The sequence below is a fragment of the Ruegeria sp. YTSA144 genome (genome assembly GCF_059610125.1).
The window spans coordinates 787,279-811,917 of the sequence record NZ_JBXWNA010000001.1 but is presented as its reverse complement, the minus strand read 5'-3'; the positions used below and the strand labels follow the sequence as shown (position 1 = coordinate 811,917).

Sequence of the window (24,639 nt, the reverse complement as noted above, 5' to 3'; positions counted from 1 at the left end):
ATTCATGGGTGTCCCACAGACTGAAGCAGAACCAACGGCAGCCATTATCTACTGCCGCGTGTCGTCTGTTAAGCAACGCACTTCGGGGGCAGGGCTCGATAGCCAAGAACATCGATGCCGCCAATATGCAGAACAAAAAGGCTATGCTGTCGAAGCAGTTTTTCCGGATGATGTATCCGGCGGTGGAGATTTCATGCAGCGTCCAGGCATGCGCGCAATGCTGGCTTACCTGGATGCACAGAAGGGTCGTCAGTACACCGTCATTTTTGACGATTTAAAGAGATTTGCACGCGATACGGAATTTCACATCAAGTTGCGCCGCGAGTTTGCCGAACTTGGTGCGTCCATCGAGTGCCTAAACTTTAACTTTGAGGACACGCCGGAAGGTCGTTTCATTGAGACGATCATTGCTGCGCAAGGTCAGCTCGAACGCGAGCAAAACAAGCGTCAGGTCGTCCAAAAAATGCGGGCACGCATTGAGAAAGGCTACTACGTCTTTCATCCGCCAATAGGGTATCGATATACCAAGGATCGCATGCACGGAAAGCTGCTCGTGCGTGATGAGCCCATTGCGTCGATCTTGGCAGAGGCATTGGAAGGATTTGCCAGCGGTCGGTTTGGATCGCAAGTCGAGGTAAAACGGTTTCTGGAGTCCAAGCCGGATTTCCCTAAGAGCGGCAAGACCAACTATGTCCATCCGTCGAAGGTGAAGGACATTCTACAACGCCCTGTCTACGCCGGATATGTTGCGGCGCCCGACTGGGGCGTGAGCCTGCGGAAAGGCCATCATGAGCCTTTGATCTCTTTCGGCACCTTTGAACGTGTTCAAACCGTCCTAAGCGGCAAAGTCTATGCGCCTGCGCGCAAGGACATCAGCGAAGACTTCCCACTACGTGGCTTTGTGAACTGCGATGATTGCGGCGAGCCGCTTACCTCTTGCTGGTCGAAGGGGCGCAATAAGCATTATCCGTACTACCTGTGCGATACGCCAAAATGCCCATCCAAGCGTAAATCCATCCCGCGCGCCAAGATTGAAAGCGGGGCGGCTGAGGTGTTGCGCTCATTGCAACCTGCCAAGCAGATGTTCGCATTGGCGAAAGTAATGTTTGCGGATGCTTGGAAAATTCGACTGAATCAAGCTCACATGGCGAAGGACACGTTTGCGGCTCAGATCAGTGAGATCGATGGGCAGATTGAGGTTCTGCTGGATCGCGTTGTCGATGCAAGTGGTGAGTCATTGGTGCGGGCCTATGAAGCCAAGATCGAAAAGCTTGAAAAGCGGAAGCTACTGCTGGCCGATCAAGCCGCGCAAGCTGTGCCGCCAAAGGGTAGGTTCGACGACTTTATCGAACACACCATGACTTTCCTAGCAAGCCCTTGGAATATTTACGAAAACGGAGGAATAGCCCTGCGACGAACAGTGCTTAAATTGGCTTTTGCTGAGCCTTTGAGCTACAACCGTGCAAGTGGTTATCGAACCGCTAAAACCACCTTTCCCTTCAAGGTGTTAGCGGGAATTTCAACACAAAAGTGCGAAATGGTGGGCGACCCTGGAATCGAACCAGGCGTGCGTCTCCGCGAGGGAGTTACAGTCCCCTGCCACACCTTGCGGCCTGTCGCCCACTGTCAGGCGTTGCACCTGACGTGGAGGCGTGATTACTAGCGCACCAAAGGAGCGTCAACAGGAAAATTTCGCTTTGGCGCAGGAAACCGAACTCTTGGCCCGGAGGCCTGAAAAATGAAGAAACCCAAATGGGTCGTTGAGAAGGAACAGGCGCGCAAGGCCGCGGCTGCTGAAACCGTTTGGCTGTTCGGTCTGCATGCGGTTCGCGACGCTTTGATGAACCCCAATCGGCAGAAACTGCGCCTGATCGTAACGCGCAATGCGCGGGATAAACTGGCGGAAGCGATTGAATTCTCTGGTATCGAGCCCGAGATGGCTGATCCGCGCAAGTTTACGGCGCCCATTGATGCAGGCTCGGTGCACCAGGGGGCCGCGCTGGAGGTGAAGCCACTGGACTGGGGCGGTCTGGCCGAAAACTGCATCGGTCGGGAAAACCCGCGCGTCATCCTTCTGGACCGTGTCACGGACCCGCACAATGTCGGCGCGATTCTGCGCTCGGCCGAGGTTCTGGGTGCCAGTGCCGTGATTGGCACGCGCCACCATTCCGCGCCCGAGACCGGGGCACTGGCAAAAACCGCCAGCGGCGCGCTGGAGCGTCAACCTTACCTGCGGATGCGCAACCTTGCCGACACAATTGTTGAACTACAGAATATGGGATTTCTGGTCCTTGGGCTGGACGGAGAAGCAGACGTGACGATCGAAGGCGCGCTGAGCGACGGTCGGGACCGCCCCGTCGCACTTGTTCTTGGGGCGGAAGGCCCGGGATTGCGCCAAAAGACGAAGGAAACCGTAGATCAATTGGTGAAAATTGACGCAGCCGGGGGATTCGGATCGCTGAATGTCTCAAATGCGGCGGCAATCGCCCTATATGCATCCCGGCCCTGACAAAAAAGGAGAGCGCTATTCCCGGTCCATCAAAAATCGCGACCTGCTGCTATTGCGGGACCCGGGCAGCGTTGGTCCTGAGGGGCAAGGAGCGGCACGAGCTGAGCTGTTCCAGTTGTGGCGCACCTCTGCATGATCTGAAGATGCTGCCTAAGCGGAAGGCCGCGCCTTCCAAAACGGTGCGACCTGCGGTTTCTCACACCCCTCCGCGGAAGGCCAAGCGAAAAAAGAAGAAAAAGAGCATGTTCTCGCGCGTATTCGATGAAGCCTGGGATGTGATCGAAGATATCTTTGATTGAACGAATTTGGGTGAAGATCGTTCACATCCACGTCAACAGGGGTTCCGCATGCAGCAAAAAATTGCATCTTCATACCCCAATGAATTCAGATTCTGACATGACAATGCTGACCCGACGTTCCACACTTGGCGCGCTGTGCGCTTTTTTTCTGGCGCCTGCCACGTATGCGCAGGAAAGGCCCGTGTACTACACCACCGAAGGGGTGGCGTTGGCCGGGTATGATGCCGTGTCCTATTTCGACAGTTCTATGCCCATCATGGGCATGCCCGAGAATTCCGTGATGTGGAAAGGAGCGCGGTGGCATTTCACCTCGCAGGAGAACCGCGAACTTTTCGAAAGCAACCCCCGTGCTTTCGCGCCGCAGTTCGGCGGGTATTGTTCATATGCGATGGCGATGGGCGTTCTGAAGAGTGCAGACCCCAAGGCCTGGAAAGTTGTGGATGGTCGTCTGTACCTGACGCACTCGATCGAAATCGAAGAAGTCTGGCAGCGGGATCAGGCAGAATACATTGAGATGGCTGAACAAAACTGGCCGGCACTCCTCTATCAGGAATGATCGGGAATCAGGCAATCGTGAAGAGTCATCACAAAAATGCGCCGCCCCTCTTTTTTTTCCCAAATATATGCCTAAATGTCACAGTGACCGCGGAATGGAACTGCCGCGGGTCATTTCACTGTCCCTCGTTCCAACAACTGGCGCCCAAGACTTCTTGGGCGCTTTTTTCTTTTTGGAACCCTGCTAAGGATAGGGCATGTCAGACTATTCCGATCAGCACCTGAGAACCATTCTGCAACGCACCAAGACCGTTGCCGTTGTCGGGGTGTCCATGAACCCGGTGCGACCCAGCTATTACGTTGCCCGCTACCTTTCGTTGAAAGGGTTCAGCGTGATCCCGGTCAATCCGGGCCATGCCGGGAAAGACCTGTTTGGCCAGACGGTACGAGGCAGCCTTTCGGAGATATCCGAACCCGTGGACATGGTAGACATCTTCCGGCGGTCCGAATCCGTGCCGCCCATTGTGGACGAAGCGTTGGATGCATTCCCGACGCTCGGCACGATCTGGATGCAGATCGGGGTTGAACACCCCGATGCGGCAGCCAAGGCCGAGGCCCGCGGTGTTGACGTGGTGATGAACCGCTGTCCGAAGATCGAATATCAGCGCCTGTTTGGCGAGCTGCGCATGGGCGGGTTTTCCACCGGGATCATCTCGTCCAAGCTTTAGGGCGTTGCTGGCTGATATGGTTTCAGGCGGGCCACCTGTTCCAGTCGTCGTTTTTCCAGCACGACGTCACGTGGCACCCACTCATAACGGGTATCCTCGACAAGTGGTGCCCAGAACAACACCCCGCCATAGCGCCAGGGGTCCAGCACGACGCCCTCATACAACGACTCTCCCTTGCGACTGATAATCGCGGTGCTGTGGTCGATCCTCAGTGGATTGTCGGCGTTGGCGATGGCGCGGTGCAATTCCAGCGTCTGGAAGTCTTCCTGTTTCAGGCGACGCTCGATATCCTCGGCCCAATGCCAGCACAGACCACGCGGGCGCAATCCCTTGTTGACCTTTGCATTGTGGATCAGCGGCGGATCGGTGATCTGGTATTCGTCCACCAGCTGCGCGGTATAGGAATAGGCGACTTGCGCCGCCCGGCGGGCCTCTTCAGGATCGATATCCGGGCCAAGACGCTGAATTTCGGCTGTCAGGCGTTGTACCTCATCCCCGGTCGAGGGGGGAGGCGCCGCACATGCCGCAACGGTGGCAAGCGTTGCCACAAGCATCAAAACTCGGATCATGTCGCGCCCTCGGCCTGTCATTCTGACGCCCGAGTATAGCGGCCGTTGCGGCGGCGCGGAACCCGGCCGTTACCCTTTGGGGCGGGCGGCTTTTTCGGCAATTCCGCTGATGCCCTGACGGCGCGCAAGCTCGGCCAGGACATCTTCCAGCGCCACGTCTCGCGCGGCCAGCATGACCAGCAGGTGGTACAGCACGTCTGCGGCTTCGGCGGTCAGCTTGGCCTGATCGCCCTTCGTGGCTTCGATGATGGCTTCGATGGCTTCTTCACCAAATTTCTCGGCGCATTTCTCGGGACCCTTTGCAAGCAGCTTGGCTGTCCAGCTTGAATCCGGATCCGCCCCTTTACGTGCCTCGATCGTGGCAGCAAGGTCGTGTAGAATACTCATGTCAGCCTCATCGGAATGCCAGCGGCGGCCATATGTTCTTTGGCTTCGCGGATCGTGTATTCGCCGAAATGGAAGATCGAGGCAGCAAGCACCGCACTCGCGCCGCCTTCGGTGACGCCTTCGACAAGATGGTCCAGATTGCCGACACCGCCGCTTGCGATCACGGGCACGTCCACAGCATCGGAAATCGCACGGGTCAGGGGCAGGTTGAAACCAGCTTTGGTGCCGTCGCGATCCATCGAGGTCAGCAGGATTTCTCCGGCGCCTTTGGCGACAACGGTTTTTGCGAATTCTACCGCGTCAATGCCCGTGGGCTTGCGTCCGCCATGGGTGAAAATCTCCCACTTGCCGGGACTGACCGTCTTGGCGTCGATGGCGCAGACGATGCACTGGCTGCCGAATTGATCTGCCGATTCCGCGATTACGTCGGGATTGGCAACGGCAGCCGAGTTGAAGCTGACCTTGTCTGCCCCGGCCAGCAACAGGGCGCGTACATCATCTTTGGTCCGAACGCCGCCGCCGACTGTCAGAGGTACAAAGCACTGCTCGGCCGTGCGCTGTACCACGTCGAACATGGTGCCGCGGTTTTCGTGGGTGGCGTGGATGTCCAGAAAACAGATCTCGTCCGCGCCTGCGGCGTCATACGCCTTGGCCGATTCCACGGGATCGCCGGCATCGCGCAGACCGACGAAATTCACGCCTTTGACCACGCGGCCATCGGCAACATCAAGGCAGGGAATGATCCGGGTCTTCAGCATCTGATCGTCCTTCTTTGCCGGACCTTTACCGACAAAGCGCCGCTGATGCCACAGACGTTTTGACGCCCATGGCCCGGATCGCACCGGCCATGGGCAGCGCGGGTGTCCAGCTTCAGTGATCCTGGTTCTTCAGCAGTTTCAGCGCCGAGAGCAAGTTTGCCTTGTCATCGGTCCAGGGCTGCGCGCCGTCGGTTTTAACGATTTGCCAGTTTCCGTCCTGCACAAAACTCTCAATTCGCGATTTGTCCGGGCTCAGGATCACAACGCTGCTGGTGGCGGCTCCGGTTTCAACCTGCTCTTCGCCCACGGCCAGCCTTTGATGCGCAGCTGTCAGGTTCAAACTGTCGGCAATTCGGGCCAAAGGCTGGACCAGATCGTAGAACCGGTTCGTGATGTGGAACACCAGAACCCCATCGTCTGTCAGGCGGCTCGTGTACATCTCTACCGCCTCGCGTGTGATCAGGTGAAGCGGAATGGCGTCCGAGCTGTAAGCATCCAAGACCAGGATATCGAAGGCAAATGGCTTTTGCTTCAGAACGATCCGGGCATCACCCAGATGGGTTTCGGAATCGGGTGTGCATTCCGACAGATAGGTGAACAGCGAAGGGTCGCGTGCGATCTGGTCAACGGTCGCGTCGATCTCGAAGAAGTCCCAGTTTTGCGAAGGCTGCCGGTAACAGGCCAGCGCCCCCGTTCCCAGACCGACAATTCCGATGCTGCTGGATTGTTTGCCGAAGTCCGACGTGATGACCTGCGCCATTGGTCCTTCGGGGTGATAATAGGACAGCGGTGTGGGCCGAGTGCCATATTCGGACTCGCGTTGCCAGCCATGCACCGTGGTGCCGTTCTTGTAGACGCGGTAGCCCTCACTTGAATACACCGAATGCACGCCGAAAAAGCTGCGATCTTCGAACACCGGATTGTTCTTTACTGCAAATGCAGGCAGCAGAACGACGGCAAGAACCACCGGGATACGCATGGCCTGTGCCCGGAACAGGTACAGCACCGCAAATATCAGCACGAACAGGGCGCCTGCGCGCGGGATGTCCGCACTCAGGGCCGCGACGCCCCGTGTCGCACCCGCGATGACGAGGATGAAAACACTTGCCGCAATGCCCATGATGACGTGGCGAAGGGCAAATCCCGGCGCGCGGACAAGGAACAATCCTCCGGCCAGGATCATGGTGATTGGCGCCTCCAACTCACGTGTGAAGGCAATTGGCGCAACGATCGAGTTGAACAGCCCGCCAATCGCTCCGCCCACCGAAAGGGCGATGTAGAACACGGTCAACTGCTCGGCTGACGGACGCATGTCGTAAAGCAGGCGGTGCGCAAAAAGAGCGATGACGAACAACACCGGGACGTAGAGCAGGATAACCACCGGCGCGTCATGTTCGCTGACCACTTTGGACACCAGTACGACACCTGCCGCCAGCGCCGCCAGCATGGGCAGGTTCAAGGCGTCAAGCGTCAGGTGTTTCCATTTGGCGAAGGCAATGATGAAGGACAGGATGTAGACCGCCAGCGGAACGACCCAGATCAGCGGGAGAGCACCAAGGTCCGTGCTGACCCGCGTTGTGAAGGACAGCATCAAGGAAGAGGGGATGAAGGCGACGAACACCCAAATAGCCATTTGCCGCAGGGTGGGGAAACTGGCCTTGAGTGCTGTTTGCACCGAGGACTCTGTGTGACGTGATCCCCGCAGGGCGATCATGCCACTGCCCAGCAAGAGCGCCCCGAACAGCACGAAGCCGATCAGCCAAACGCGGCTGATCTCAGCGGCGCCAAAAAATGGGTCTGCAACCAAGGGGAAGGCCAACAACGCCAACAAGGATCCGACATTACTGGCGCTGTAAAGGAAATACGGATCATCTGCCGAAGGCCCACCCGACTTGGCGTACCAGGCTTGCAACAGGGGCGCATTTGCCGACAATACCGCAAAAGGTACACCCACACCTACGGCGAACAGGCCAAGCGTTTGCAGCGCGGTCGAGGTCGAGGCGTCATAGCTCCAGCTTTCGTTGGTGGACAGCGGCAGGAAAGTCAGCGCTGCGACCCAGAATGCAAAATGGGTGATGATCTGCCAGCGCAAGGACAGAAACTTAGTCAACAAATGCGCATAAACATACCCGAGTATCAGCACCACTTGAAAAAACAGCATTGCGGTCGTCCAGACCGCCGGCGCACCGCCGATCTTGGGAAGAACCAGCTTGGCAAAAAGCGGCTGGACAAAGAAAAGCAGACTCGCGCTCGTGAAAATCGCCGCGCAGAAGATCGCAATGGTTGCTGATCTGAATCTAAACGTGTTGGGAACGTCTAGGTTGGAAATACTCACGTGTACCACCCGGGTTGTTGTGTTTGACGAAGGAATTAAGCGGGGATTCCGCCCGAATTATGGCTCAACGCAGTAAAATGTTTGGCTTCTGGTCGGATTGTTCGCAAAAACAAGGGTAAAATGAGCATCTCCAATTCAGGCAAGGCTTTGCTGATGCCAGACTTGTGATTGTCAGAATTCCAAAACCTGTGAGAATTGGGGTGAATATTACAGAAGGAAAACCGATATGCGTAGCTTGATACTTGCTTCAATTCTTTCGCTCGGAGGGGCTTTGGCCGCCATGGCTGACGACATCATCAAAGTTCAAACGAACAAATCCGTAGCCGAAGCGCTGGATGCGCTGGAAGCGGCGGTTGGCAACGCAGGGGCCACCGTCTTCGCCCGCATCGACCACGCGGCCGGGGCGGAAAAGGTCGGTACGCCCATCCCGGCCAATCAAGTGCTGATTTTCGGCAATCCTGCGCTGGGCACGCCGGCCATGCAGATCGATCCGCGTGCAGGATTGTTCCTGCCGCTCAAAGTGCAGGCGTACGAGGATGAGAACGGTCAGGTCTGGTTGGCCTATGAAGACCCCAAGGAAACGATGGACGAGTTGGATGACGTCGAAAAGTCACCAGTCATCGAGAAGATGCGCGGTGCGCTCGCCAAGTTGACCGCTGCCGCCGCGGGTTAAGACCGTTTTGGATCTGCGCTTGCGCTTTTCACACGCGCAAGCGCGTTTCGCGCGATCAGGATGTGAAACGGCAGGATCGCTGCTAGGTACAGGCGCCCGCCAAGGTTATGGCGACGGACCCACGTGGCCAGCGAGATGCGACCGTTTTCCGACAGTACGGAAACCCGGAAATCCAGGTGGCGATCGTTGAAACCTGCGATCACCTCGGTCCTGTCATCATGTTCAACCGGGAAAATACCCAGCTTGTCGTCAGCATCCGGGCCGGTCGTACTGAGGTCAAAGGGTGTTACCAGCAGGCCGCGCAGCCGAAGCAACGCCATCGCCCATCCGGGGAACGCGGTGATGATTTCCGCGGCCCGGCGCGGTGGAAGATCGGATTCGACGCTAAAGCAGTCCAGAAAGTCGCCGGTTTTGTACCGTTCGTGCAGCAGGCTTTGCGCGGACAGATTGGAACGCTTTACCGGCGAATGGAACATTGAACTATTCTCTGAGCGTCGTCAGAGCCTCTTTCAGATCAATCGCCCCATCATACAGTGCACGTCCGGAAATGGCACCGTTCAGGGCTGCGCCACAATCGCGCAGGGCGATCAGATCGGCGATCGAGGACACGCCGCCAGATGCGATGACCGGAATATCAACCGCTTTGGCAAGCTCTGCGGTGGCCTCGACATTGGGGCCCTGCATCGCGCCGTCCCGGTTGATGTCGGTGTAGATGATCGCGGCCACGCCCGCGTCTTCGAAGCTGCGGGCCAGATCGGTTACCTGAACATTGGTTTCTTCGGCCCAACCCTTGGTGGCAACCAGACCGTTGCGCGCGTCGATGCCCACGGCGACCTTGCCGGGAAAGGCTTTGGCCGCTTCGCGCACCAGATCGGGGTTCTCGACCGCGACCGTGCCCAGAATAACCCGCGCCAGACCCTTTTCGATCCAGGTTTCGATGGTGGCCATGTCACGGATGCCACCGCCCAATTGCGCGGGCACGTCGCAGGTTTTCAGAATCGCTTCGACCGGGGCGGCGTTGACCGGCTCACCTGCAAAGGCGCCGTTCAGATCGACCAGATGCAGCCACTCGCACCCGGCCTCGACAAAAGCGCGCGCCTGCGCGGCGGGGTCTTCGTTGAACACGGTGGCTTTGTCCATTTCACCACGCAGCAGGCGCACGGCATTGCCGTCTTTGAGGTCGATGGCGGGGTAGAGGATCATGTCGGGCGGCCCTATATCTGTGTTGCACGCGCGGGATATCGCACAGGCGGGGCAGGGGATGCAACGCGACGCTGGGTCATTCTTGCCCGCAGCTGGTTGCCGGGTCAGACTGCTCGCAAAACAGGGAGACAATCATGAAGAGATTTACTTTTGCAGCGGGTTTGATGCTTCTTGCGACCAGCGCAATGGCTGCGGATCCCGTCGACGGTCTGTGGAAGACCGCACCGGGTGATACCGGCGGCTATCTGCACGTGACGATTTCCGCATGCGGCAGTGCGATCTGCGGAACCATCGACAGCGCGTTTGATGCGGATGGCAACGAGCAGCTGGAATATGAAAACCTTGGCAAGCAGATCATCTGGGACATGGTGCCCGAGGGTGGCGGAAGCTATGACAGCGGCAAGATCTGGGCACCGGACCGGGACAAGACATACAACTCGAAAATGTCGCTGGACGGCCAGAACAAACTGACCGTCAAAGGGTGTGTGGCGGGCGGTCTGATCTGCCGCGGACAAACCTGGACGCGTGTTCAGTAGGGTTCAGGGTTTCCAGGTCAGGAAGTTTCCCAGCATGCGCAGGCCAACGTCCTGACTTTTCTCGGGGTGAAACTGCATTCCAACCATCGTGTCGCGGCCAATGACGGCCGTGACCTCCTGCCCGTAATCCACATAAGCCAATCGCTGTGCCGGGTCGGATACCCGGAAGTGGTAAGAATGCACGAAATAGGTGTGATCGCCGGATTTCACCCCGTTGAACACCGGGTGATCGCTGTCCAGAACAAGATCGTTCCAGCCCATATGCGGCACTTTCAGCGATGTGTCTGACGGCTCGATTCTGACGACATCGCCGGCAATCCAGTCCAGACCATCCGTTTCGCTGTATTCATGGCCCTTGGTTGCCATCAACTGCATGCCCACACAGATGCCCAGAAACGGGCGGCCTTTCTGTTCGACCGCCTCGACCATCGCGTCATAGATACCCTTGTGACCACGCAATTCGGCAGCGCATGCCGGAAACGCCCCGTCGCCGGGCAGAACCAAGCGATCCGCGCGCGCCACAACATCCGCGTCCGAGGTGACGACAACCTCGCCCGCGCCGACCTCCTGCGCCATGCGCTGAAACGCTTTTTCCGCCGAGTGCAGGTTGCCGCTTTCGTAGTCGATAATGGCGGTCAGCATTTACAACGCGCCTTTGGTCGACGGAATCGCGTCTGCCTTGCGCGGATCGGTTTCGACGGCGTCACGCAGCGCGCGCGCGACGGCCTTGAATGCGGCCTCGGCGATGTGGTGGCTGTTGAAACCGTGCAACTGGTCGATATGCAGCGTGATGCCGCCATGGGTGCTGAGCGCCTGAAAGAACTCGCGCACAAGTTCTGTGTCGAATGCACCGATCTTCTGCGTCGGCAGGTCCACATTCCAGATCAGATAGGGGCGGCCCGACAGGTCCAGCGCGCAACGCACCTGAGCGTCATCCATGGGCAGGTGGCATTCTCCGTACCGCCGGATACCTTTCTTGTCGCCCAGGGCCTGCGTCAAAGCCTGCCCCAGCGCGATGCCGGTATCTTCGACCGTGTGGTGATCATCAATGTGGTAATCGCCCTTGGCGCGGATCGTCATGTCGATCAGGGAATGGCGCGCCAGTTGATCCAGCATGTGATCAAAGAAGCCAACTCCGGTCTGGTTGTCATATGTACCGGCGCCATCCAGATTGATCTCTACCGAGATTTCCGTTTCGGCAGTCTGGCGGCTGATCTTTGCGCTGCGCATGGGCGAATTCCTTTTGCTACAGGCGCGCTTATAGACGGGGATGGTCGTGGTTTTCCAGACCATGCGTTGCGATCGCTGCAAACTGTTGCAGGGGATTGCACCCGGCTTGGCCCCGTGTCAGCTTGCCAACAACACGAACCGATAGGGTCAAACCATGTCCACCTGCGTTTTCATCCAGATCCGCTGCAAGCCCGGCACCACCTACAAGGTCGCCGAGGAAATCGCCCTGCGCGAAATCCACTCCGAACTGTATTCCACCAGCGGTGAATATGACCTGCTGCTCAAGCTCTATATCCCCGAAACCGAGGATGTGGGCCATTTCATCAACGAACACCTGCTGGTGATTCCCAATATCGAACGCTCGCTGACCACAATGACGTTCAAGGCGTTTTAACCCAGTTCGAATGTGGTGACACCAAAGACACGGTCCAGATCGATATCCGGCGTGTGGTCGGAATACATCCGGGCCGTTTCAAACACCTTCTCAAGACCCAGCGCATCCGCCAGCGCAAAGGCGGCGGCGTTGGGCCGCGGCATGTCGATGAACACGTCATGCGTGGCGTGATCGTCGGGGATGGCTTCCAATACCGAGGCCAACAGGGCTTGCGCAATCTCGGCGTCGTCCGCAAACAACGGCCCGATCTTGTATCCGCTTTGACAGGGCCGCAGGGTTGCATAGCCCCGGATTACGCCATTCTCGGCAATCACGCGCGAGGCGTGGCTGGGCGCGCTCAGCCAATCGCGCAGGAAGATGTCGCGCGGGGCAGGGAACATCTGCCGGTCATAGGCGGCTAGATCGTCCGAGAGGCTGTGCAACTCCTCAACCCGCGCAGCCGGTCGCGCCCCGAGCGCGGCCAGAATCCCGCGTTTTGTCCCGCCAAAGCGGTAGTTGTTATAGGCAAAGGTAAAACCGGACTTGCGGTAGTTATCCTGCTGCTCGACGACACCATCCAGACCGATGTTGTCCGCATTGCAGTTTTCCAAGGCGTGCCGCCAGATTTTCAGCCCGTGGCCCGATCCGCGAAACTCGGGCCGGACGATGTAGAACCCAAGGAACGCAAAGGTGTCATCATACTGAACGACCGAGATGGAAGCGATCATTTCGCCATCCAGGAACCCGCCGAGAAACCCGCGGGGATCCGTGCCGTGGAAGCAACGAGCATCGTGATACCCCGGGTTCCACCCTTCGCGCCCGGCCCAATCGACGGCCTTTTGCACCTCGTCAACGGTGAGTGGGCGGATGACGTAATCAGACATGGGTGAATCCTGCGTTGGGCGATGCAACCAGAATGACGCAATGTCTTGTGAAGAACCAGCATGTATGGAGAGTTCTGTATCTGGAGCGGGCGAGGCGATTCGAACGCCCGACCCTAACCTTGGCAAGGTTATGCTCTACCCCTGAGCTACGCCCGCATCAGATACATATGTGGTCCGAAGACCTCTCAATGGAGCGGGCGAGGCGATTCGAACGCCCGACCCTAACCTTGGCAAGGTTATGCTCTACCCCTGAGCTACGCCCGCGCCGTTGAGTGAGGAGGGATTTATAAATTCCCACGCGGGGCTGCAAGCGGAAAAACACAAAAATGAGAAAAAAGTATTTCGACGGAACCCGGCATCCGGCCCGTTCAATCTCAAACACGGATCAAAAAAGGACACAGGCAGAGGGGCTTTCATGATATCCGTTGCAGACATGAAGATAATGGCGCTGGCCGCGATGATCTTGCTGGTCGCCGTGATGCCGGAATCGGACGATCACGAACACAATCGGATCACGCCCGTTTTGTTGAAAGCGCCCCATGTGATGACGACGGATCTGACGGGGTAGCACCCGCCAGCTGTCCTACAGCGCCAGAATCAGGTTGGCGATGGCCGCAACCAGAATGGCTAGGAACGTCAGGCTCATGCCAGCCTGCCGCAGGATGACGATCTGGGGCGTGCGCCCGAATCCGTAAGCGTGCAGCAGACGCCCGGCCAGCAACATCAAACCCAGTATATGCACAAGCAACCCTCCGGCGCCCTGCAATTCCACCATGGTGATCAACAATAGGGCGATTGGGGCGTATTCGGCGCAATTTGAATGTGTCCGTATCGCCTTGATCATCAATTTGCTGCCCCCATCCCCGACCGAGATTTTGTCGCTGCGGCGCTGAAGGATCACTTTGACGCTGAGTGCAACGTAAAGAATAGCGATCAGGGCCGCATAGATCGGGGTGATAGCAAGCATGGTGTGTCTCCGCTCCGGCATAGAAAAAGGGCCGCGTGGTTTCCCGCGCGGCCCTTTGAACTGTAATCGGTTCAGCAGCTTATTCCAGCTCGATCAGAAGGTCCTTTGCGTCAATCTGGCCGCCGGGCTGCACATGAACGGCCTTGACGGTCGCATCGCGCTCGGCGTGGATGCCGGTTTCCATCTTCATCGCCTCGATGGTCAGCAGCATGTCGCCTTCCTTGACCTGCTGGCCCGCTGTTACGGCGACAGTGGCAACAACACCTGGCATCGGCGCACCGACATGATCCGGGTTGCCGACCTCGGCCTTGGGCCGCGCCTGCGTGGTCGAGGTGACCAACCGGTTCGGAACCCGGATCACGCGCGGTTGACCGTTGAGTTCAAAGAACACTTTGACCTCGCCCTTTTCATCCGTTTCGCCAATGGCCTGACAGCGGATTTCCAGCGTCTTGCCGGGGTCGATTTCCGCGGTGATCTCCTCGCCCGGCTCCATGCCGTAGAAGAAGGTGCGCGTTGGCAGCGTACGGACCGGGCCGTAGACCCGGTGGCGACCCATGTAGTCCAGGAACACCTTGGGATACATCAGGTATCCGTTAAGATCCTCGTCATCGACCTCTTTGCCTTCCAGCTGCTTGGACAGCTCGGCGCGGGTGGCTTCAAGATCGACCGGGGGCACATCCTTGCCGGGTCGTTGGGTGTTGGGCACCTCGTCTTTCAGCACCTTCTTGATGATGGTCTCGGGGAAACCGCCCGGAGGCTGACCCAGATTGCCGCGCATCATGTCCACGACCGAATCGGGGAAAGCCACATCGGTATTCGGATCCTCGACCTGTTCACGGGTCAAGTTCTGGCTGACCATCATCAACGCCATGTCGCCAACGACCTTGGAAGACGGCGTGACCTTGACGATGTCACCGAACATCTGGTTCACGTCGGCATACATCTGTGCCACTTCGTGCCAGCGCTCTTCCAGGCCCAGGCTGCGCGCCTGTGCCTTGAGGTTGGTGAACTGACCGCCGGGCATCTCGTGCAGGTAAACTTCGGACGCCGGGGCCTGAAGGCTGGATTCGAAGGCCGCATACTGGCCACGCACAGCCTCGAAGTAATCGCTGATTTCACGGATGGCCTTGATGTCCAGCCCGGTGTCGCGGTCTGTGTGGCGCAGCGCCTCGACCACGGTGCCCAGCGTCGCCTGGCTGGTGTTGCCCGAGAAGCTGTCCATCGCGCAGTCAACAGCATCCACGCCCGCCTCGGACGCGGCCAGAATGGTCGCGCTGGCAATACCGGCGGTGTCATGGGTGTGGAAGTGTATCGGCAGCCCGACCTCTTCTTTCAGCGCGCGGATCAGGATCTTGGCCGCAGCCGGTTTCAGCAGGCCCGCCATGTCCTTCAGGCCCAGAATATGCGCGCCGGCGTCGCGCAGTTCTTTCGCCATGCCGACATAGTATTTCAGGTCGTACTTGGCGCGATCCGGGTCAAGAATATCGCCGGTGTAGCAGACGGTACCTTCACAAATTTTGCCGCTTTCGACGACCGCATCCATCGCCACGCGCATGTTCTCGACCCAGTTCAGCGAGTCGAAGACGCGGAACACGTCAATTCCTGTCGCCGCCTGACGCACGAATTCCTGCACCACGTTGTCAGGGTAGTTCGTATAGCCCACGCCGTTTGCGCCGCGCAGCAGCATCTGGGTCATCAGGTTCGGCATCGCCTCGCGCAGGTCCCGCAGGCGCTGCCACGGGCATTCCTGCAAGAAACGGTAGGCGACGTCGAATGTCGCGCCGCCCCAGCATTCGACCGAGAACAACTGCGGCAGGTTCGCCGCATAGGTCGGCGCCACCTTGATCATGTCGATCGAGCGCATCCGCGTCGCCAGCAGAGACTGGTGCCCGTCGCGCATGGTGGTGTCGGTGATCAGCAGTTGGCGCTGCGCCTTCATCCAGTCGGCCACCGCCTGCGGGCCCTTCTGCTCGAGCAGGTTGCGGGTACCCATCTGCGGTTCGGCCTTCAGCGCCGGAGGCCTGGCCTCCTTCAGGTCGGCGCGCGGGCGCGGGCGGTCCTTGGTTTCGGGATGCCCGTTCACGGTGATGTCCGCGATATAGGTCAAAACCTTGGTGCCCCGGTCGCGCCGCTTCTTGAAGGTGAACAGCTCGGGCGTGGTGTCGATGAACTTGGTGGTGTATTCGTTCGACAAAAAGGTCGGATGCTTGAGCAGGTTGATGACGAAATCGATATTGGTGCTGACACCACGAATTCGGAATTCTCGCAAGGCACGGTCCATCCGGCTGATCGCTTTTTCGGGCGTCGGGGCCCAGGCGGTAACCTTGGTCAGCAGCGAGTCATAATACCGTGTGATCACACCACCCGCATAGGCCGTGCCGCCATCCAGACGAATGCCCATACCGGTGGCCGAGCGATAGGCGGTGATGCGGCCATAGTCGGGGATGAAGTTGTTCTGCGGGTCTTCCGTCGTGATCCGGGTCTGCAACGCGTGGCCGTTCAGTTGTACGTCTGCCTGGCTTGCAGCGCCGGTCGCCTCTGCCAGAGGTTTGCCCTCGGCGATCAGGATCTGCGCCTGCACGATGTCGATGCCGGTGACTTCTTCGGTGACGGTGTGTTCCACCTGCACACGAGGATTCACCTCGATGAAATAGAACTTGCCGGTGTCCATATCCATCAGGAACTCGACCGTGCCGGCGCATTCATAGTTCACATGAGCGCAGATACGGCGGCCCAGTTCACAGATCTCGGCGCGCTGTTCGTCGCTCAGATACGGGGCAGGGGCGCGTTCCACGACCTTCTGGTTCCGGCGCTGGACCGAGCAGTCGCGTTCATAGAGGTGATAGATCTCACCGTGTTTGTCGCCCAGGATCTGCACCTCGACGTGGCGCGCACGTATGATCATCTTTTCCAGATAACCCTCGCCATTGCCAAAGGCGGCTTCGGCCTCGCGACGGCCTTCCAGCACTTTCTCTTCCAGCTCGTCTTCCGACTGGATCGGGCGCATCCCGCGCCCGCCGCCGCCCCAGGACGCCTTGAGCATCAGCGGATAGCCGATTTCGGCGGCCTCCTTGCGGATCGCGTCCATGTCATCGCCCAGAACTTCGGTGGCAGGAATGACCGGAACACCTGCTTCGATGGCTACGCGCCGCGCGCTGGCCTTGTCGCCAAGCGCGCGCATGGTTTCCGCCTTGGGGCCGATGAAGGTGATGCCGTTCTTGACGCAGGCATCGACGAAATCCGGGTTCTCGGACAGCAGGCCATAGCCCGGGTGGATCGCGTCGGCACCACATTGCTTGGCGACACGGATGATCTCGTCGATCGAAAGATACGCGGCCACCGGCCCCATGCCTTCACCGATCTGATATGCCTCGTCCGCCTTGAACCGGTGCAGGCCCAGTTTGTCTTCTTCAGCGTAAACGGCGACGGTTCGTTTTCCCATCTCGTTTGCTGCGCGCATGACGCGGATGGCAATCTCGCCGCGGTTGGCGATCAGGATCTTGTTGAAGTCTGTCATGATAGGTCCCGGTCTTTTGTGTATGGGCGTCTTTTTGGGCGGAGAATACGCGCAGGTATATCCGTTCTTCTGGGTAGAACCGGCATGTTATCGCTCGCAAACGCCCTATGATCGCAGCGCCCTTATACTTTTGCTGCGCCGCAGCATCAAATGTTTAACGTTAACTCTCGATCTGACACAGGCTTGCCAGGCCCATCTGGCCCATATTTGCATGCAGGTCCTGCCTGAGAATCTCGATGACATGTGCAGGCCCCCGCGCGCCAAGTGCCGCGAGTCCATACAAAAAAGCCCGCCCGAGCATGACGAAATCCGCGCCCAGTGACATGGCCCTCAAGATATCCAGGCCACCTTCGACGCCGCTGTCGAAGATCAGGGGCAGGCGGGTCGCATCCCGGACAGAGGGCAGAACCTCAATGCTGGCCGGGGCCGCATCAAACTGACGACCGCCATGATTCGACACCCACAAGGCGTCGACGCCAACCTGTTCCAGCCGGTTCGTATCCTCCGGGCGCAGGACACCTTTCAGGACAAGCGGACCGTCCCAGTGGTCGCGCAGCCATTTGACATAGTCCAGATCCGGCGAGGTTCGAAGCAGGTAACCGATATGAGCCGTGGGCGGCAGATCTCCGGGGTTTTCGATATATTTGTCCAGCGTTCGCATGTGCGGCACGCCGTTGCGCAGCATGCCGATGGCCCAGGCAGGCCGCTGGGCGATCTGCGCCAGAATGCGCGGGGTCAGCTTTGGGGGTTGCCGCAGGCCCGATCGTGTCTGCCTTTCCCTGCGCGATGCGACGGGAACATCCGCGGTGAGGACCAGGGTTTTGAACCCGGCCTTGCGGACCCGGTTCAGCAGGTCCTTTCGAATATCCGGATCTCGGGGCGGGTAAAGCTGGAACCAGGCATTGTCCCCAATATGCGGTGCCATGTCTTCGGGGCTTTGGCTGGCTACTGTCGACAGAGTATAGGGAATACCCGCATTTGCGGCCGCGCTGGCAAGCAGCTGTTCGGCGCAGGGCCAGACCAGCCCGGACATGCCGATCGGCGCGATTCCGAAGGGCAGCGGATACGAAGCGTCGAGAAACGTCTTTGACGTATCAAAGTCCAGCTCGCCATGCAGGATCGAGGGGCAGAGGCGCACACCATCCAGGGCCTGGCGGTTCCGGTGCAGTGTCGTTTCCATCCCGGTTCCACTGTCGATATACTCCCACACGAAATGCGGCAGACGACGGCGCGCACGGTGTTTCAGATCCGGTATGCCGGGATAGGTGCTGTGCAAGTCCATGCAGATTGATCCGACCTGCCATGCGATTCGGCAAGTTTTTTAAGCTGCATCCTTAGGTGGTTGCCGGTTTTCAGGTGGCGTTTTTTTAATCTGGTTCCCGGTGCCGCTTGCAACATACACTTGGTTGCGCCCCTTGTCCTTGGCGACATAAAGTGCGTCGTCGGCCGCGCGCATCAGGTCCTGCGGCATGGCGCCGTGGGCCGGGTAATGTGCGACCCCAACCGATATCGTAATGCGCGGCAAGGCCTTCTCGCCATATCGTACGGTAACGGCTTCAACCGCCTGGCGCAGTTGTTCGGCGCGGGTCATGGCATCTTCGGGGCTGTTGTCAGGCAGGATCAGCATGAACTCCTCGCCACCGATGCGGCAGGCGACTTCGTCCCGGTCGCACCCTTGCTCCAAGGCGGCGCCGACGGCGCGCAACACCATGTCGCCCGCATCATGCCCATGAGTATCGTTGAACTTCTTGAAGTGATCCACGTCCACCGCGATCAGGCTTAGTGCGGCGCCCGTCTGCTGGCTGCGGCTGATGGACTTGCGCAGCATCTCGGTCATATGGCGGCGATTGAACAGCCCGGTCAGCGGGTCTCGTACCGATTGGTCGTGCAGCTGATCCCGCATGCGGACATTGGCGATCGCCATACTGATCTGTTCGGCGCATAATTGGGCCAGCTTGCGGCTCTTGTTGAAACAGTCTTCGCGCCCCTCAAGTGCCCGCAGATGCAAAAGACCAACGGTTTCGCCATGGGCCAGAATGGGAAAGCAGAAATAGGGCCGCCCGTCATGCGGTTCGGCGTGTTCGCATACAAAATCAATCTCGGATGCGCCGAACTCGTAGGTCCGGCCGCGCCGCAATCCCCAGCATCCTTCGGGATGAATGTGGGATTTATGAGTTCCACCGTTCCAGCTGGCGCAGCCATCCAGCACGTCGCGTGAGTTTGAGTAGACATACACGCTGCCTTCGGCCTCTGGCAGGATATGGGTCATGAAGCGGGACACCATGTCGAACAGTTCATCCAGTGACCGGCTTGATTGCAGCCATTCGTTCAATTCACCCAGCAGGCGGACCTCGCGGGCCAGGCGCAGCTGTTCGTCCATCAGTTCCCGCTCTTTTACGGCCCGTTTGCGCAGATCGCGAACCTGTCGACGGTTGGTGCGATGAACAATCAGGATAACTGTCGTCAGCGCCAGCAGGGCTATCCCGCCGAGCAGCGCAAGCGACAGGCGAACGCGCGTGATGAACAGGTTCCGCAGGTCGGTTATGTCGGAATAGAACTCGATCGCGCCCAGGAACGTCGCATCCTTGATGATCGGCGTGTAGACCTCGGCCACATGGCGGCTGCTCAGTTCCGAATCCCAGGAATTGTCGACAACAAAGGAACCGACTTCGGTAATCGGCTTCTCTTCGTGTTTGTAATAAAGGCCCCCGGCGGCGACGATCGACTGGAAATAGGGTTTCTCATTCACGAACCCGACGTCGCTTGCACGGGTCGACCAGAACACTTGCCCCGACGCATCAAACAGCTTGAAGCGGTAAATGTCCGTGGTTTCGGGCAGTAACTCCAGAAACTCCTCGTCATGCTCGCTCAATGTGTGGAAACGGAATGCCTGTTCAAGATCGTTCAGATGGCTTTCGACCTGGCGGCTCATCCGCATCGCGGTTTTTCGCAGGTCTGCTTCCAGCATGCGATCAACCACTGGCGCCGGGACGGCATAGATCCCCCAGCCCGCTGCTGCCGTCAGCACGAGCAGCATCAGGGCTACGCCTATCATTTTAAGCCTCGAGGACTGACCTGTCAGTTTCGCTTGTTTCATATGTCCGCTCCCACAACACACGGCCAAGCATCCCAGTCAGGGTTTTACAGAGAGTTAACGGGGGTGCAGGGCGGTGGCGTGTTTGTTTAGAATTGAACATAAAAAGAAGTGCGAAAAGTCTGCGAACAAGCCGTGAACAAACCCTTTCCCTTCGCGCTTTTCCAGCGTAGTTTGGGGCCATGAGCAGTTTTGACGAAATGGACGCCTTCGAGGGCGCTTCGCTGTCGGCGCGGGCCATGGCCGTGCGCCCTTCGCCCTATCTGGATGAGCTGAACCCGGCACAACGGGACGCGGTCGAGCGGCTGGATGGCCCGGTTCTGATGTTGGCCGGTGCCGGCACCGGCAAGACCAAGGCGTTGACCACCCGTATTGCGCATCTTCTTAACACCGCGCGCGCACGCCCGAACGAAATTCTGTCGGTCACGTTCACCAACAAGGCCGCGCGCGAGATGAAGGAACGGGTTGGCCGCCTGCTGGGACAGCCCGCCGAGGGGATGCCGTGGCTGGGCACCTTTCATTCGATCTGCGTCAAACTGCTGCGCCGGCATGCAGAGCTGGTCGATCTGAAGTCGAACTTCACCATACTGGATACCGACGACCAGCTGCGCCTGCTCAAGCAGTTGGTGCAGGCCGCAAATATCGACGACAAACGCTGGCCTGCGCGGATGTTGCTGGGAGTCATCGACGATTGGAAGAACCGTGCGCTGACACCCGACAAGGTGCCAGCCGCCGATGCCGGGGCCTATGACAACAAGGGCATTGAGCTATATGCCCAATACCAGACCCGCCTGCGAGAGTTGAATGCGGTGGATTTCGGCGATCTGCTTCTGCACATGGTTGCGATCTTCCAGACCCATCAGGATGTTCTGGAGCAATACCAGCGCTGGTTCCGCTATATCCTGGTGGACGAATACCAGGACACCAACATCGCCCAGTACCTGTGGCTGCGGCTGCTGGCGGGTGGGCACAAGAACATCTGTTGCGTCGGCGATGACGACCAGTCGATCTATGGCTGGCGCGGTGCCGAAGTGGGCAACATCCTGCGGTTCGAAAAGGACTTTCCCGGCGCGTATGTGGTGCGGTTGGAACAGAACTATCGCTCGACCCCGCATATCCTGGCCGCCGCCTCGAACGTCATCCGCGGCAATGAAAGCCGCTTGGGCAAGGAGCTTTGGACCGACAAACCGGAGGGCGAAAAGGTCCGCCTGATCGGCCATTGGGACGCCGAAGAGGAAGCCCGGTGGATTTGTGAGGAAATCGATGCAATGCGAAGCGGTACTCGAGGCATGCGACCCTTTGAGCTAAATGAAATAGCGATAATGGTTCGAGCTACCCACCAAATGAAAGTGCTTGAGGATCGGTTTCTGAAGATCGGCATGCCATATAGGGTTATTGGTGGAGTGCCTTTCTACCGTAGATTGGAAATCAGGGATGCAATTGCCTATTTCCGTGTCGTGGTCAGTCCCGACAATGATCTGGCTTTCGAGCGAATCGTAAACACGCCTAAGCGCAGTTTAGGAGAGAAGGCGCAACAGACGATCCAGCGCACTGCGCGGGATCATGGCGTGTCGCTGCTTCACGGCGCGCGGATTGCGTCCGAGCAGGGGTTGATCAAGGGCAAGGGCGGCGCGGCTTTGCGCGAATTGGTCGATGGGCTGGCGCGTTGGAATGCCATGACCCGCGGCCCACAGATTGAAATCGATGATGATTCAGTGATTGATAACGGTGCCGAACCTGCCCGGTATGGCGATCCAGAGGTTTCACATATTGAATTGGCTCAGATGATCTTGGATGAAAGTGGTTACACTGAAAGTTACTTGAAACCACTTTCCAATGAAGAGCTAAAAATGGACCCAAGCCCGCCACGTAGACCGCGTGATCACGAGGCTGCCGGACGGTTGGAAAACCTGAAGGAGTTGGTTAACCACTTGGGCGAATTTGAGAATCTGCAAGGTTTTCTCGAGCATGTGAGTCTCGTCATGGACAACGAACAGGACAATGATGAGCCAAAGGTCTCGATCATGACACTTCATGCCGCTAAGGGTTCAGAGTATCCAGCGGTTTTTCTTTCGGGATGGGAGGAGGGGCTGTTTCCGTCCCAGAGGTCGATGGATGAAACTGGGTTGAAGGGACTCGAGGAAGAGCGTCGCCTCGCCTATGTGGGCATCACTCGCGCGGAGGAAGTTTGCACAATTTCATTTGCCTCCAATAGGTTAATTTTCTCTGGTGATTTCAAAGGTTGGCAATCGATGTTACCATCCCGGTTCATCGACGAATTGCCGGAAGAACATGTCGAGGTGCTGACTCCTCCGGGGCTCTATGGTGGCGGCCAGCCCACTGCGGGCATTGAAACCCGCGCGGCCGAAGCGAATGTCTACAACTCGCCGGGCTGGAGGCGGATGCAGGCGCGCCAGGGGCAATACGGTATGTCTCAGCCGCGCGAATCCCGCAACACGGTGATCGACGCGACCGCCGTGGCCAGTTTCACGCTGGGGGAACGGGTGTTCCACCAGAAATTCGGCTATGGCGCGGTTGTCGGGATCGAGGGCGACAAGGTCGAGGTCGAATTCGACAAGGCCGGCACAAAGAAAGTGGTCTCGCGTTTTCTGACCAACAAGGATGACGTCCCGTTCTGAGGCGTCTTATCCCTTCGACCAGAACCAGATTGATCGAGGCGGTAACTTGCCGGATCCTCGCCAGCCCGATGTAGTCGGGGTCGTCTTTCCTGGCTTTCGCCGTGGCAAGGTCCGTAAGCTCCATCAGCACAATGCCACCTTTGGGCCAATCGCCTTCGATCCGTTCGACCGGTTTCGATGAGACCGTGAGCAGTCGGCCCTTGTGGCGGTCGAAGTTCCGCATCAAACCCGCCGGATCATCCTGTTACCCATCCGGGTCGTGGGTGTCGATCTGCGCGATGAAACAGGCGGCTATCGTTTCCTCGGGATCAGAAAACAGCGGGCCATCTTGCACTGGTGTCGAAAAAAAAACGGCGGTTCCCAGGGAGGAGGAAGGGGAACCGCCGTCTTGTCAACATCAGAGCAGGGAGGAGGAGAGCCCCGATGTATTCGAACCCGGGTTTGAACCCGGTATGGAGAAGACGCGGCGACGTCAGGGAGGAGGAGGACGTCGCCGCGCGCTTTCAACATCAAGGCAGGGAGGAGGAGAGCCTCGATGTATCAGGATCCGGCGGGTTGAGGCCGGTATAGGGTGCGGCAACGTCAGGGAGGAGGAGAGACGTTGCCGCTGATAACAGACCCTAAGGGAGGAGGAAGGGCCTGATCTCGGTATTCGTGGCGCGCTTATTGCGCGATGTGATCGTTGGCGGCCTGAATGGCCACCCGACGGATCATGGACCGATGCAGGCCCAGATCGGCCAGTTCACGGTCCGACAGTCCTGCCAGCTCATTGACGGTCTGGCGATACATACGATAGCGGGCAAAACGCGCCTTTGCGTTTTCGATCAAAGTTGCGATCCCGAACGCCGATGCGCTCTTCGAGGCTGTATGTGTGCTTGCGACTGCCATGCTCATCATCCGTATTCATTTGCTTTGCCGATAACGCTCGGCCCTTGCTTGAGGTTGAAAATAGGCAAATGCTGCGATTGCACAATAGGTCGCATCGTCAATGCTGCTATGCAGCAAGCGCATAGATTGGTTCAATTTTTTCCTTCAACTCGAAATGCGCCTTGAATCATTGGGCCTTCCCTTGGGTCACGGGTGACGGCGGAAACATGGCCTTCCGACGGCTTGCCTTTTAATTGAGCGGTGTTGGCTGGAATTTGTGCGCAACAAAACCATTCAAGACGTGCGTGTGACCGAAGCGCCAGGCAAGGCGCGGCGGTTCAGCTATTCCCTGGTGCACGATTTGCCGGTTTCGCAGGTCGCGGAGTGTACAGCCCGAATGCCACGGGACTTCATGGGCCAATGTGGTTGTCGAGGGGATGTCCCGCCGAAATTGCGCGCGAAATGCGAATGATTCTGCAAGATTGCTGCCCATGGAAGCCGGGTTTTTCCATCCTGAATGCCAATCATTCAGTTTTTTTGGGAAATCATGGGAAAAAAATTTCAGCTTCATATTGT

At 58.3% G+C, this 24,639-nt stretch carries 24 protein-coding genes, 3 tRNA genes and 2 pseudogenes; 10 read left to right on the top strand and 19 right to left on the bottom strand.

All coding sequences use genetic code 11. From position 1 onward, the window contains the following. Positions 1-4: 4 nt before the first annotated feature. A pseudogene (locus AC2FF8_RS04150) lies at positions 5-1,027 on the top strand (recombinase family protein); the annotation flags it as partial. Between the two features lie 511 nt (positions 1,028-1,538). Here AC2FF8_RS04150 and AC2FF8_RS04145 read toward each other — a convergent pair. Further along, positions 1,539-1,622: transfer RNA gene (locus AC2FF8_RS04145), tRNA-Tyr, on the bottom strand. 116 nt (positions 1,623-1,738) lie between these two features. On the opposite strand from AC2FF8_RS04145, the gene rlmB reads away from it, so the two are divergent. The 4 genes from rlmB (at position 1,739) to AC2FF8_RS04125 (ending at position 4,031) form a co-directional block, all read left to right on the top strand. Then, positions 1,739-2,509: a 23S rRNA (guanosine(2251)-2'-O)-methyltransferase RlmB gene (rlmB, locus tag AC2FF8_RS04140; protein WP_170343685.1), complete on the top strand. Its 771-nt coding sequence runs from the start codon at positions 1,739-1,741 to the stop codon at positions 2,507-2,509. A 17-nt stretch (positions 2,510-2,526) separates the two neighbouring features. Next, positions 2,527-2,808, top strand: a complete 282-nt coding sequence (locus tag AC2FF8_RS04135) for a hypothetical protein (RefSeq protein WP_496879274.1) — start codon at positions 2,527-2,529, stop codon at positions 2,806-2,808. Between the two features lie 97 nt (positions 2,809-2,905). Beyond that, positions 2,906-3,364, top strand: coding sequence for a YHS domain-containing (seleno)protein (locus tag AC2FF8_RS04130; RefSeq protein WP_496878980.1), 459 nt, complete (start codon positions 2,906-2,908; stop codon positions 3,362-3,364). A gap of 196 nt (positions 3,365-3,560) precedes the next feature. After that, positions 3,561-4,031: a CoA-binding protein gene (locus tag AC2FF8_RS04125; RefSeq protein WP_170343687.1), complete on the top strand. Its 471-nt coding sequence runs from the start codon at positions 3,561-3,563 to the stop codon at positions 4,029-4,031. Here AC2FF8_RS04125 and AC2FF8_RS04120 read toward each other — a convergent pair. The 4 genes from AC2FF8_RS04120 to AC2FF8_RS04105 all read right to left on the bottom strand — a co-directional run bounded on the left by AC2FF8_RS04120 (position 4,028) and on the right by AC2FF8_RS04105 (position 7,906). Then, positions 4,028-4,600 carry a hypothetical protein gene (locus AC2FF8_RS04120; RefSeq protein ID WP_496878979.1) on the bottom strand — a complete coding sequence of 191 codons (573 nt, stop codon included), beginning with the start codon at positions 4,598-4,600 and terminating at the stop codon, positions 4,028-4,030. The genes AC2FF8_RS04125 and AC2FF8_RS04120 overlap by 4 nt on opposite strands. A 69-nt stretch (positions 4,601-4,669) precedes the next feature. Continuing rightward, positions 4,670-4,987, bottom strand: a complete 318-nt coding sequence (locus tag AC2FF8_RS04115) for a phosphoribosyl-ATP diphosphatase (RefSeq protein WP_170343689.1) — start codon at positions 4,985-4,987, stop codon at positions 4,670-4,672. Then, on the bottom strand, positions 4,984-5,745 hold the full coding sequence (hisF, locus tag AC2FF8_RS04110) for an imidazole glycerol phosphate synthase subunit HisF (RefSeq protein ID WP_117872606.1): 762 nt from the start codon (positions 5,743-5,745) through the stop codon (positions 4,984-4,986). The genes AC2FF8_RS04115 and hisF overlap by 4 nt, the downstream gene beginning before the upstream one ends. 112 nt (positions 5,746-5,857) lie before the next feature. After that, positions 5,858-7,906, bottom strand: coding sequence for a fused MFS/spermidine synthase (locus AC2FF8_RS04105; protein WP_496878978.1), 2,049 nt, complete (start codon positions 7,904-7,906; stop codon positions 5,858-5,860). A 400-nt stretch (positions 7,907-8,306) separates the two neighbouring features. Here AC2FF8_RS04105 and AC2FF8_RS04100 point away from each other — a divergent pair, with 400 nt between their 5' ends. Next, on the top strand, positions 8,307-8,753 hold the full coding sequence (locus AC2FF8_RS04100; RefSeq protein ID WP_425078614.1) for a DUF302 domain-containing protein: 447 nt from the start codon (positions 8,307-8,309) through the stop codon (positions 8,751-8,753). On the opposite strand, the gene AC2FF8_RS04095 is transcribed toward AC2FF8_RS04100, so the two are convergent. Both AC2FF8_RS04095 and hisA read right to left on the bottom strand, forming a co-directional pair. Beyond that, positions 8,750-9,229, bottom strand: a complete 480-nt coding sequence (locus AC2FF8_RS04095) for a DUF2867 domain-containing protein (protein WP_496878977.1) — start codon at positions 9,227-9,229, stop codon at positions 8,750-8,752. The genes AC2FF8_RS04100 and AC2FF8_RS04095 overlap by 4 nt on opposite strands. 4 nt (positions 9,230-9,233) lie before the next feature. Further along, complete coding sequence (gene hisA, locus AC2FF8_RS04090) at positions 9,234-9,956, bottom strand: 1-(5-phosphoribosyl)-5-[(5-phosphoribosylamino)methylideneamino]imidazole-4-carboxamide isomerase (RefSeq protein WP_171167193.1); 723 nt, start codon at positions 9,954-9,956, stop codon at positions 9,234-9,236. Between the two features lie 134 nt (positions 9,957-10,090). Here hisA and AC2FF8_RS04085 point away from each other — a divergent pair, with 134 nt between their 5' ends. Then, on the top strand, positions 10,091-10,492 hold the full coding sequence (locus AC2FF8_RS04085) for a DUF2147 domain-containing protein (protein WP_170343692.1): 402 nt from the start codon (positions 10,091-10,093) through the stop codon (positions 10,490-10,492). Between the two features lie 3 nt (positions 10,493-10,495). Here the strand turns inward: AC2FF8_RS04085 and hisH are convergent, their stop codons facing one another. Together hisH and hisB are read right to left on the bottom strand one after the other, a co-directional pair. Next, on the bottom strand, positions 10,496-11,134 hold the full coding sequence (gene hisH / locus AC2FF8_RS04080) for an imidazole glycerol phosphate synthase subunit HisH (RefSeq protein ID WP_170343693.1): 639 nt from the start codon (positions 11,132-11,134) through the stop codon (positions 10,496-10,498). Beyond that, complete coding sequence (gene hisB, locus AC2FF8_RS04075; protein WP_170343694.1) at positions 11,135-11,722, bottom strand: imidazoleglycerol-phosphate dehydratase HisB; 588 nt, start codon at positions 11,720-11,722, stop codon at positions 11,135-11,137. It lies immediately after the preceding gene. 154 nt (positions 11,723-11,876) lie between these two features. Here hisB and AC2FF8_RS04070 point away from each other — a divergent pair, with 154 nt between their 5' ends. Further along, complete coding sequence (locus tag AC2FF8_RS04070) at positions 11,877-12,116, top strand: Lrp/AsnC family transcriptional regulator (RefSeq protein WP_050602861.1); 240 nt, start codon at positions 11,877-11,879, stop codon at positions 12,114-12,116. On the opposite strand, the gene AC2FF8_RS04065 is transcribed toward AC2FF8_RS04070, so the two are convergent. The 3 genes from AC2FF8_RS04065 to AC2FF8_RS04055 all read right to left on the bottom strand — a co-directional run bounded on the left by AC2FF8_RS04065 (position 12,113) and on the right by AC2FF8_RS04055 (position 13,243). Beyond that, positions 12,113-12,979, bottom strand: a complete 867-nt coding sequence (locus tag AC2FF8_RS04065; protein ID WP_496878976.1) for a GNAT family N-acetyltransferase — start codon at positions 12,977-12,979, stop codon at positions 12,113-12,115. The two genes, AC2FF8_RS04070 and AC2FF8_RS04065, sit on opposite strands and share 4 nt — an antisense overlap. A gap of 81 nt (positions 12,980-13,060) precedes the next feature. Further along, positions 13,061-13,135 (bottom strand) — tRNA-Gly (locus AC2FF8_RS04060). Between the two features lie 33 nt (positions 13,136-13,168). Beyond that, positions 13,169-13,243: transfer RNA gene (locus tag AC2FF8_RS04055), tRNA-Gly, on the bottom strand. A 151-nt stretch (positions 13,244-13,394) separates the two neighbouring features. Between AC2FF8_RS04055 and AC2FF8_RS04050 the strand changes: the two genes are divergently transcribed. Then, positions 13,395-13,547 carry a hypothetical protein gene (locus AC2FF8_RS04050; protein ID WP_170343696.1) on the top strand — a complete coding sequence of 51 codons (153 nt, stop codon included), beginning with the start codon at positions 13,395-13,397 and terminating at the stop codon, positions 13,545-13,547. A gap of 15 nt (positions 13,548-13,562) precedes the next feature. On the opposite strand, the gene AC2FF8_RS04045 is transcribed toward AC2FF8_RS04050, so the two are convergent. The 4 genes from AC2FF8_RS04045 to AC2FF8_RS04030 form a co-directional block, all read right to left on the bottom strand. Further along, a complete protein-coding gene (locus AC2FF8_RS04045; protein ID WP_496878975.1) occupies positions 13,563-13,946 on the bottom strand; it encodes an MAPEG family protein in 384 nt (127 codons plus the stop codon). Between the two features lie 79 nt (positions 13,947-14,025). Continuing rightward, positions 14,026-17,463 (bottom strand): pyruvate carboxylase, encoded by a 3,438-nt coding sequence (locus AC2FF8_RS04040; protein ID WP_170343697.1) that lies wholly within the window; start codon positions 17,461-17,463, stop codon positions 14,026-14,028. Positions 17,464-17,623: 160 nt separating this feature from the next. Further along, on the bottom strand, positions 17,624-18,745 hold the full coding sequence (locus AC2FF8_RS04035) for an alpha-hydroxy acid oxidase (protein ID WP_496878974.1): 1,122 nt from the start codon (positions 18,743-18,745) through the stop codon (positions 17,624-17,626). Between the two features lie 39 nt (positions 18,746-18,784). Continuing rightward, positions 18,785-20,560 carry a sensor domain-containing diguanylate cyclase gene (locus AC2FF8_RS04030; RefSeq protein WP_496878973.1) on the bottom strand — a complete coding sequence of 592 codons (1,776 nt, stop codon included), beginning with the start codon at positions 20,558-20,560 and terminating at the stop codon, positions 18,785-18,787. A gap of 179 nt (positions 20,561-20,739) precedes the next feature. On the opposite strand from AC2FF8_RS04030, the gene AC2FF8_RS04025 reads away from it, so the two are divergent. Further along, positions 20,740-23,196: an ATP-dependent helicase gene (locus AC2FF8_RS04025; RefSeq protein WP_496878972.1), complete on the top strand. Its 2,457-nt coding sequence runs from the start codon at positions 20,740-20,742 to the stop codon at positions 23,194-23,196. 19 nt (positions 23,197-23,215) lie between these two features. On the opposite strand, the pseudogene AC2FF8_RS04020 reads toward AC2FF8_RS04025, so the two are convergent. The 3 genes and pseudogenes from AC2FF8_RS04020 to AC2FF8_RS04010 all read right to left on the bottom strand — a co-directional run. Continuing rightward, positions 23,216-23,419: pseudogene (locus AC2FF8_RS04020) on the bottom strand (DUF1330 domain-containing protein); the annotation flags it as partial. Positions 23,420-23,859: 440 nt separating this feature from the next. Beyond that, complete coding sequence (locus AC2FF8_RS04015) at positions 23,860-24,084, bottom strand: DUF1127 domain-containing protein (RefSeq protein WP_496878971.1); 225 nt, start codon at positions 24,082-24,084, stop codon at positions 23,860-23,862. 229 nt (positions 24,085-24,313) lie between these two features. Next, complete coding sequence (locus AC2FF8_RS04010; protein WP_496871817.1) at positions 24,314-24,634, bottom strand: hypothetical protein; 321 nt, start codon at positions 24,632-24,634, stop codon at positions 24,314-24,316. Between the last annotated feature and the right edge of the window lie 5 nt (positions 24,635-24,639).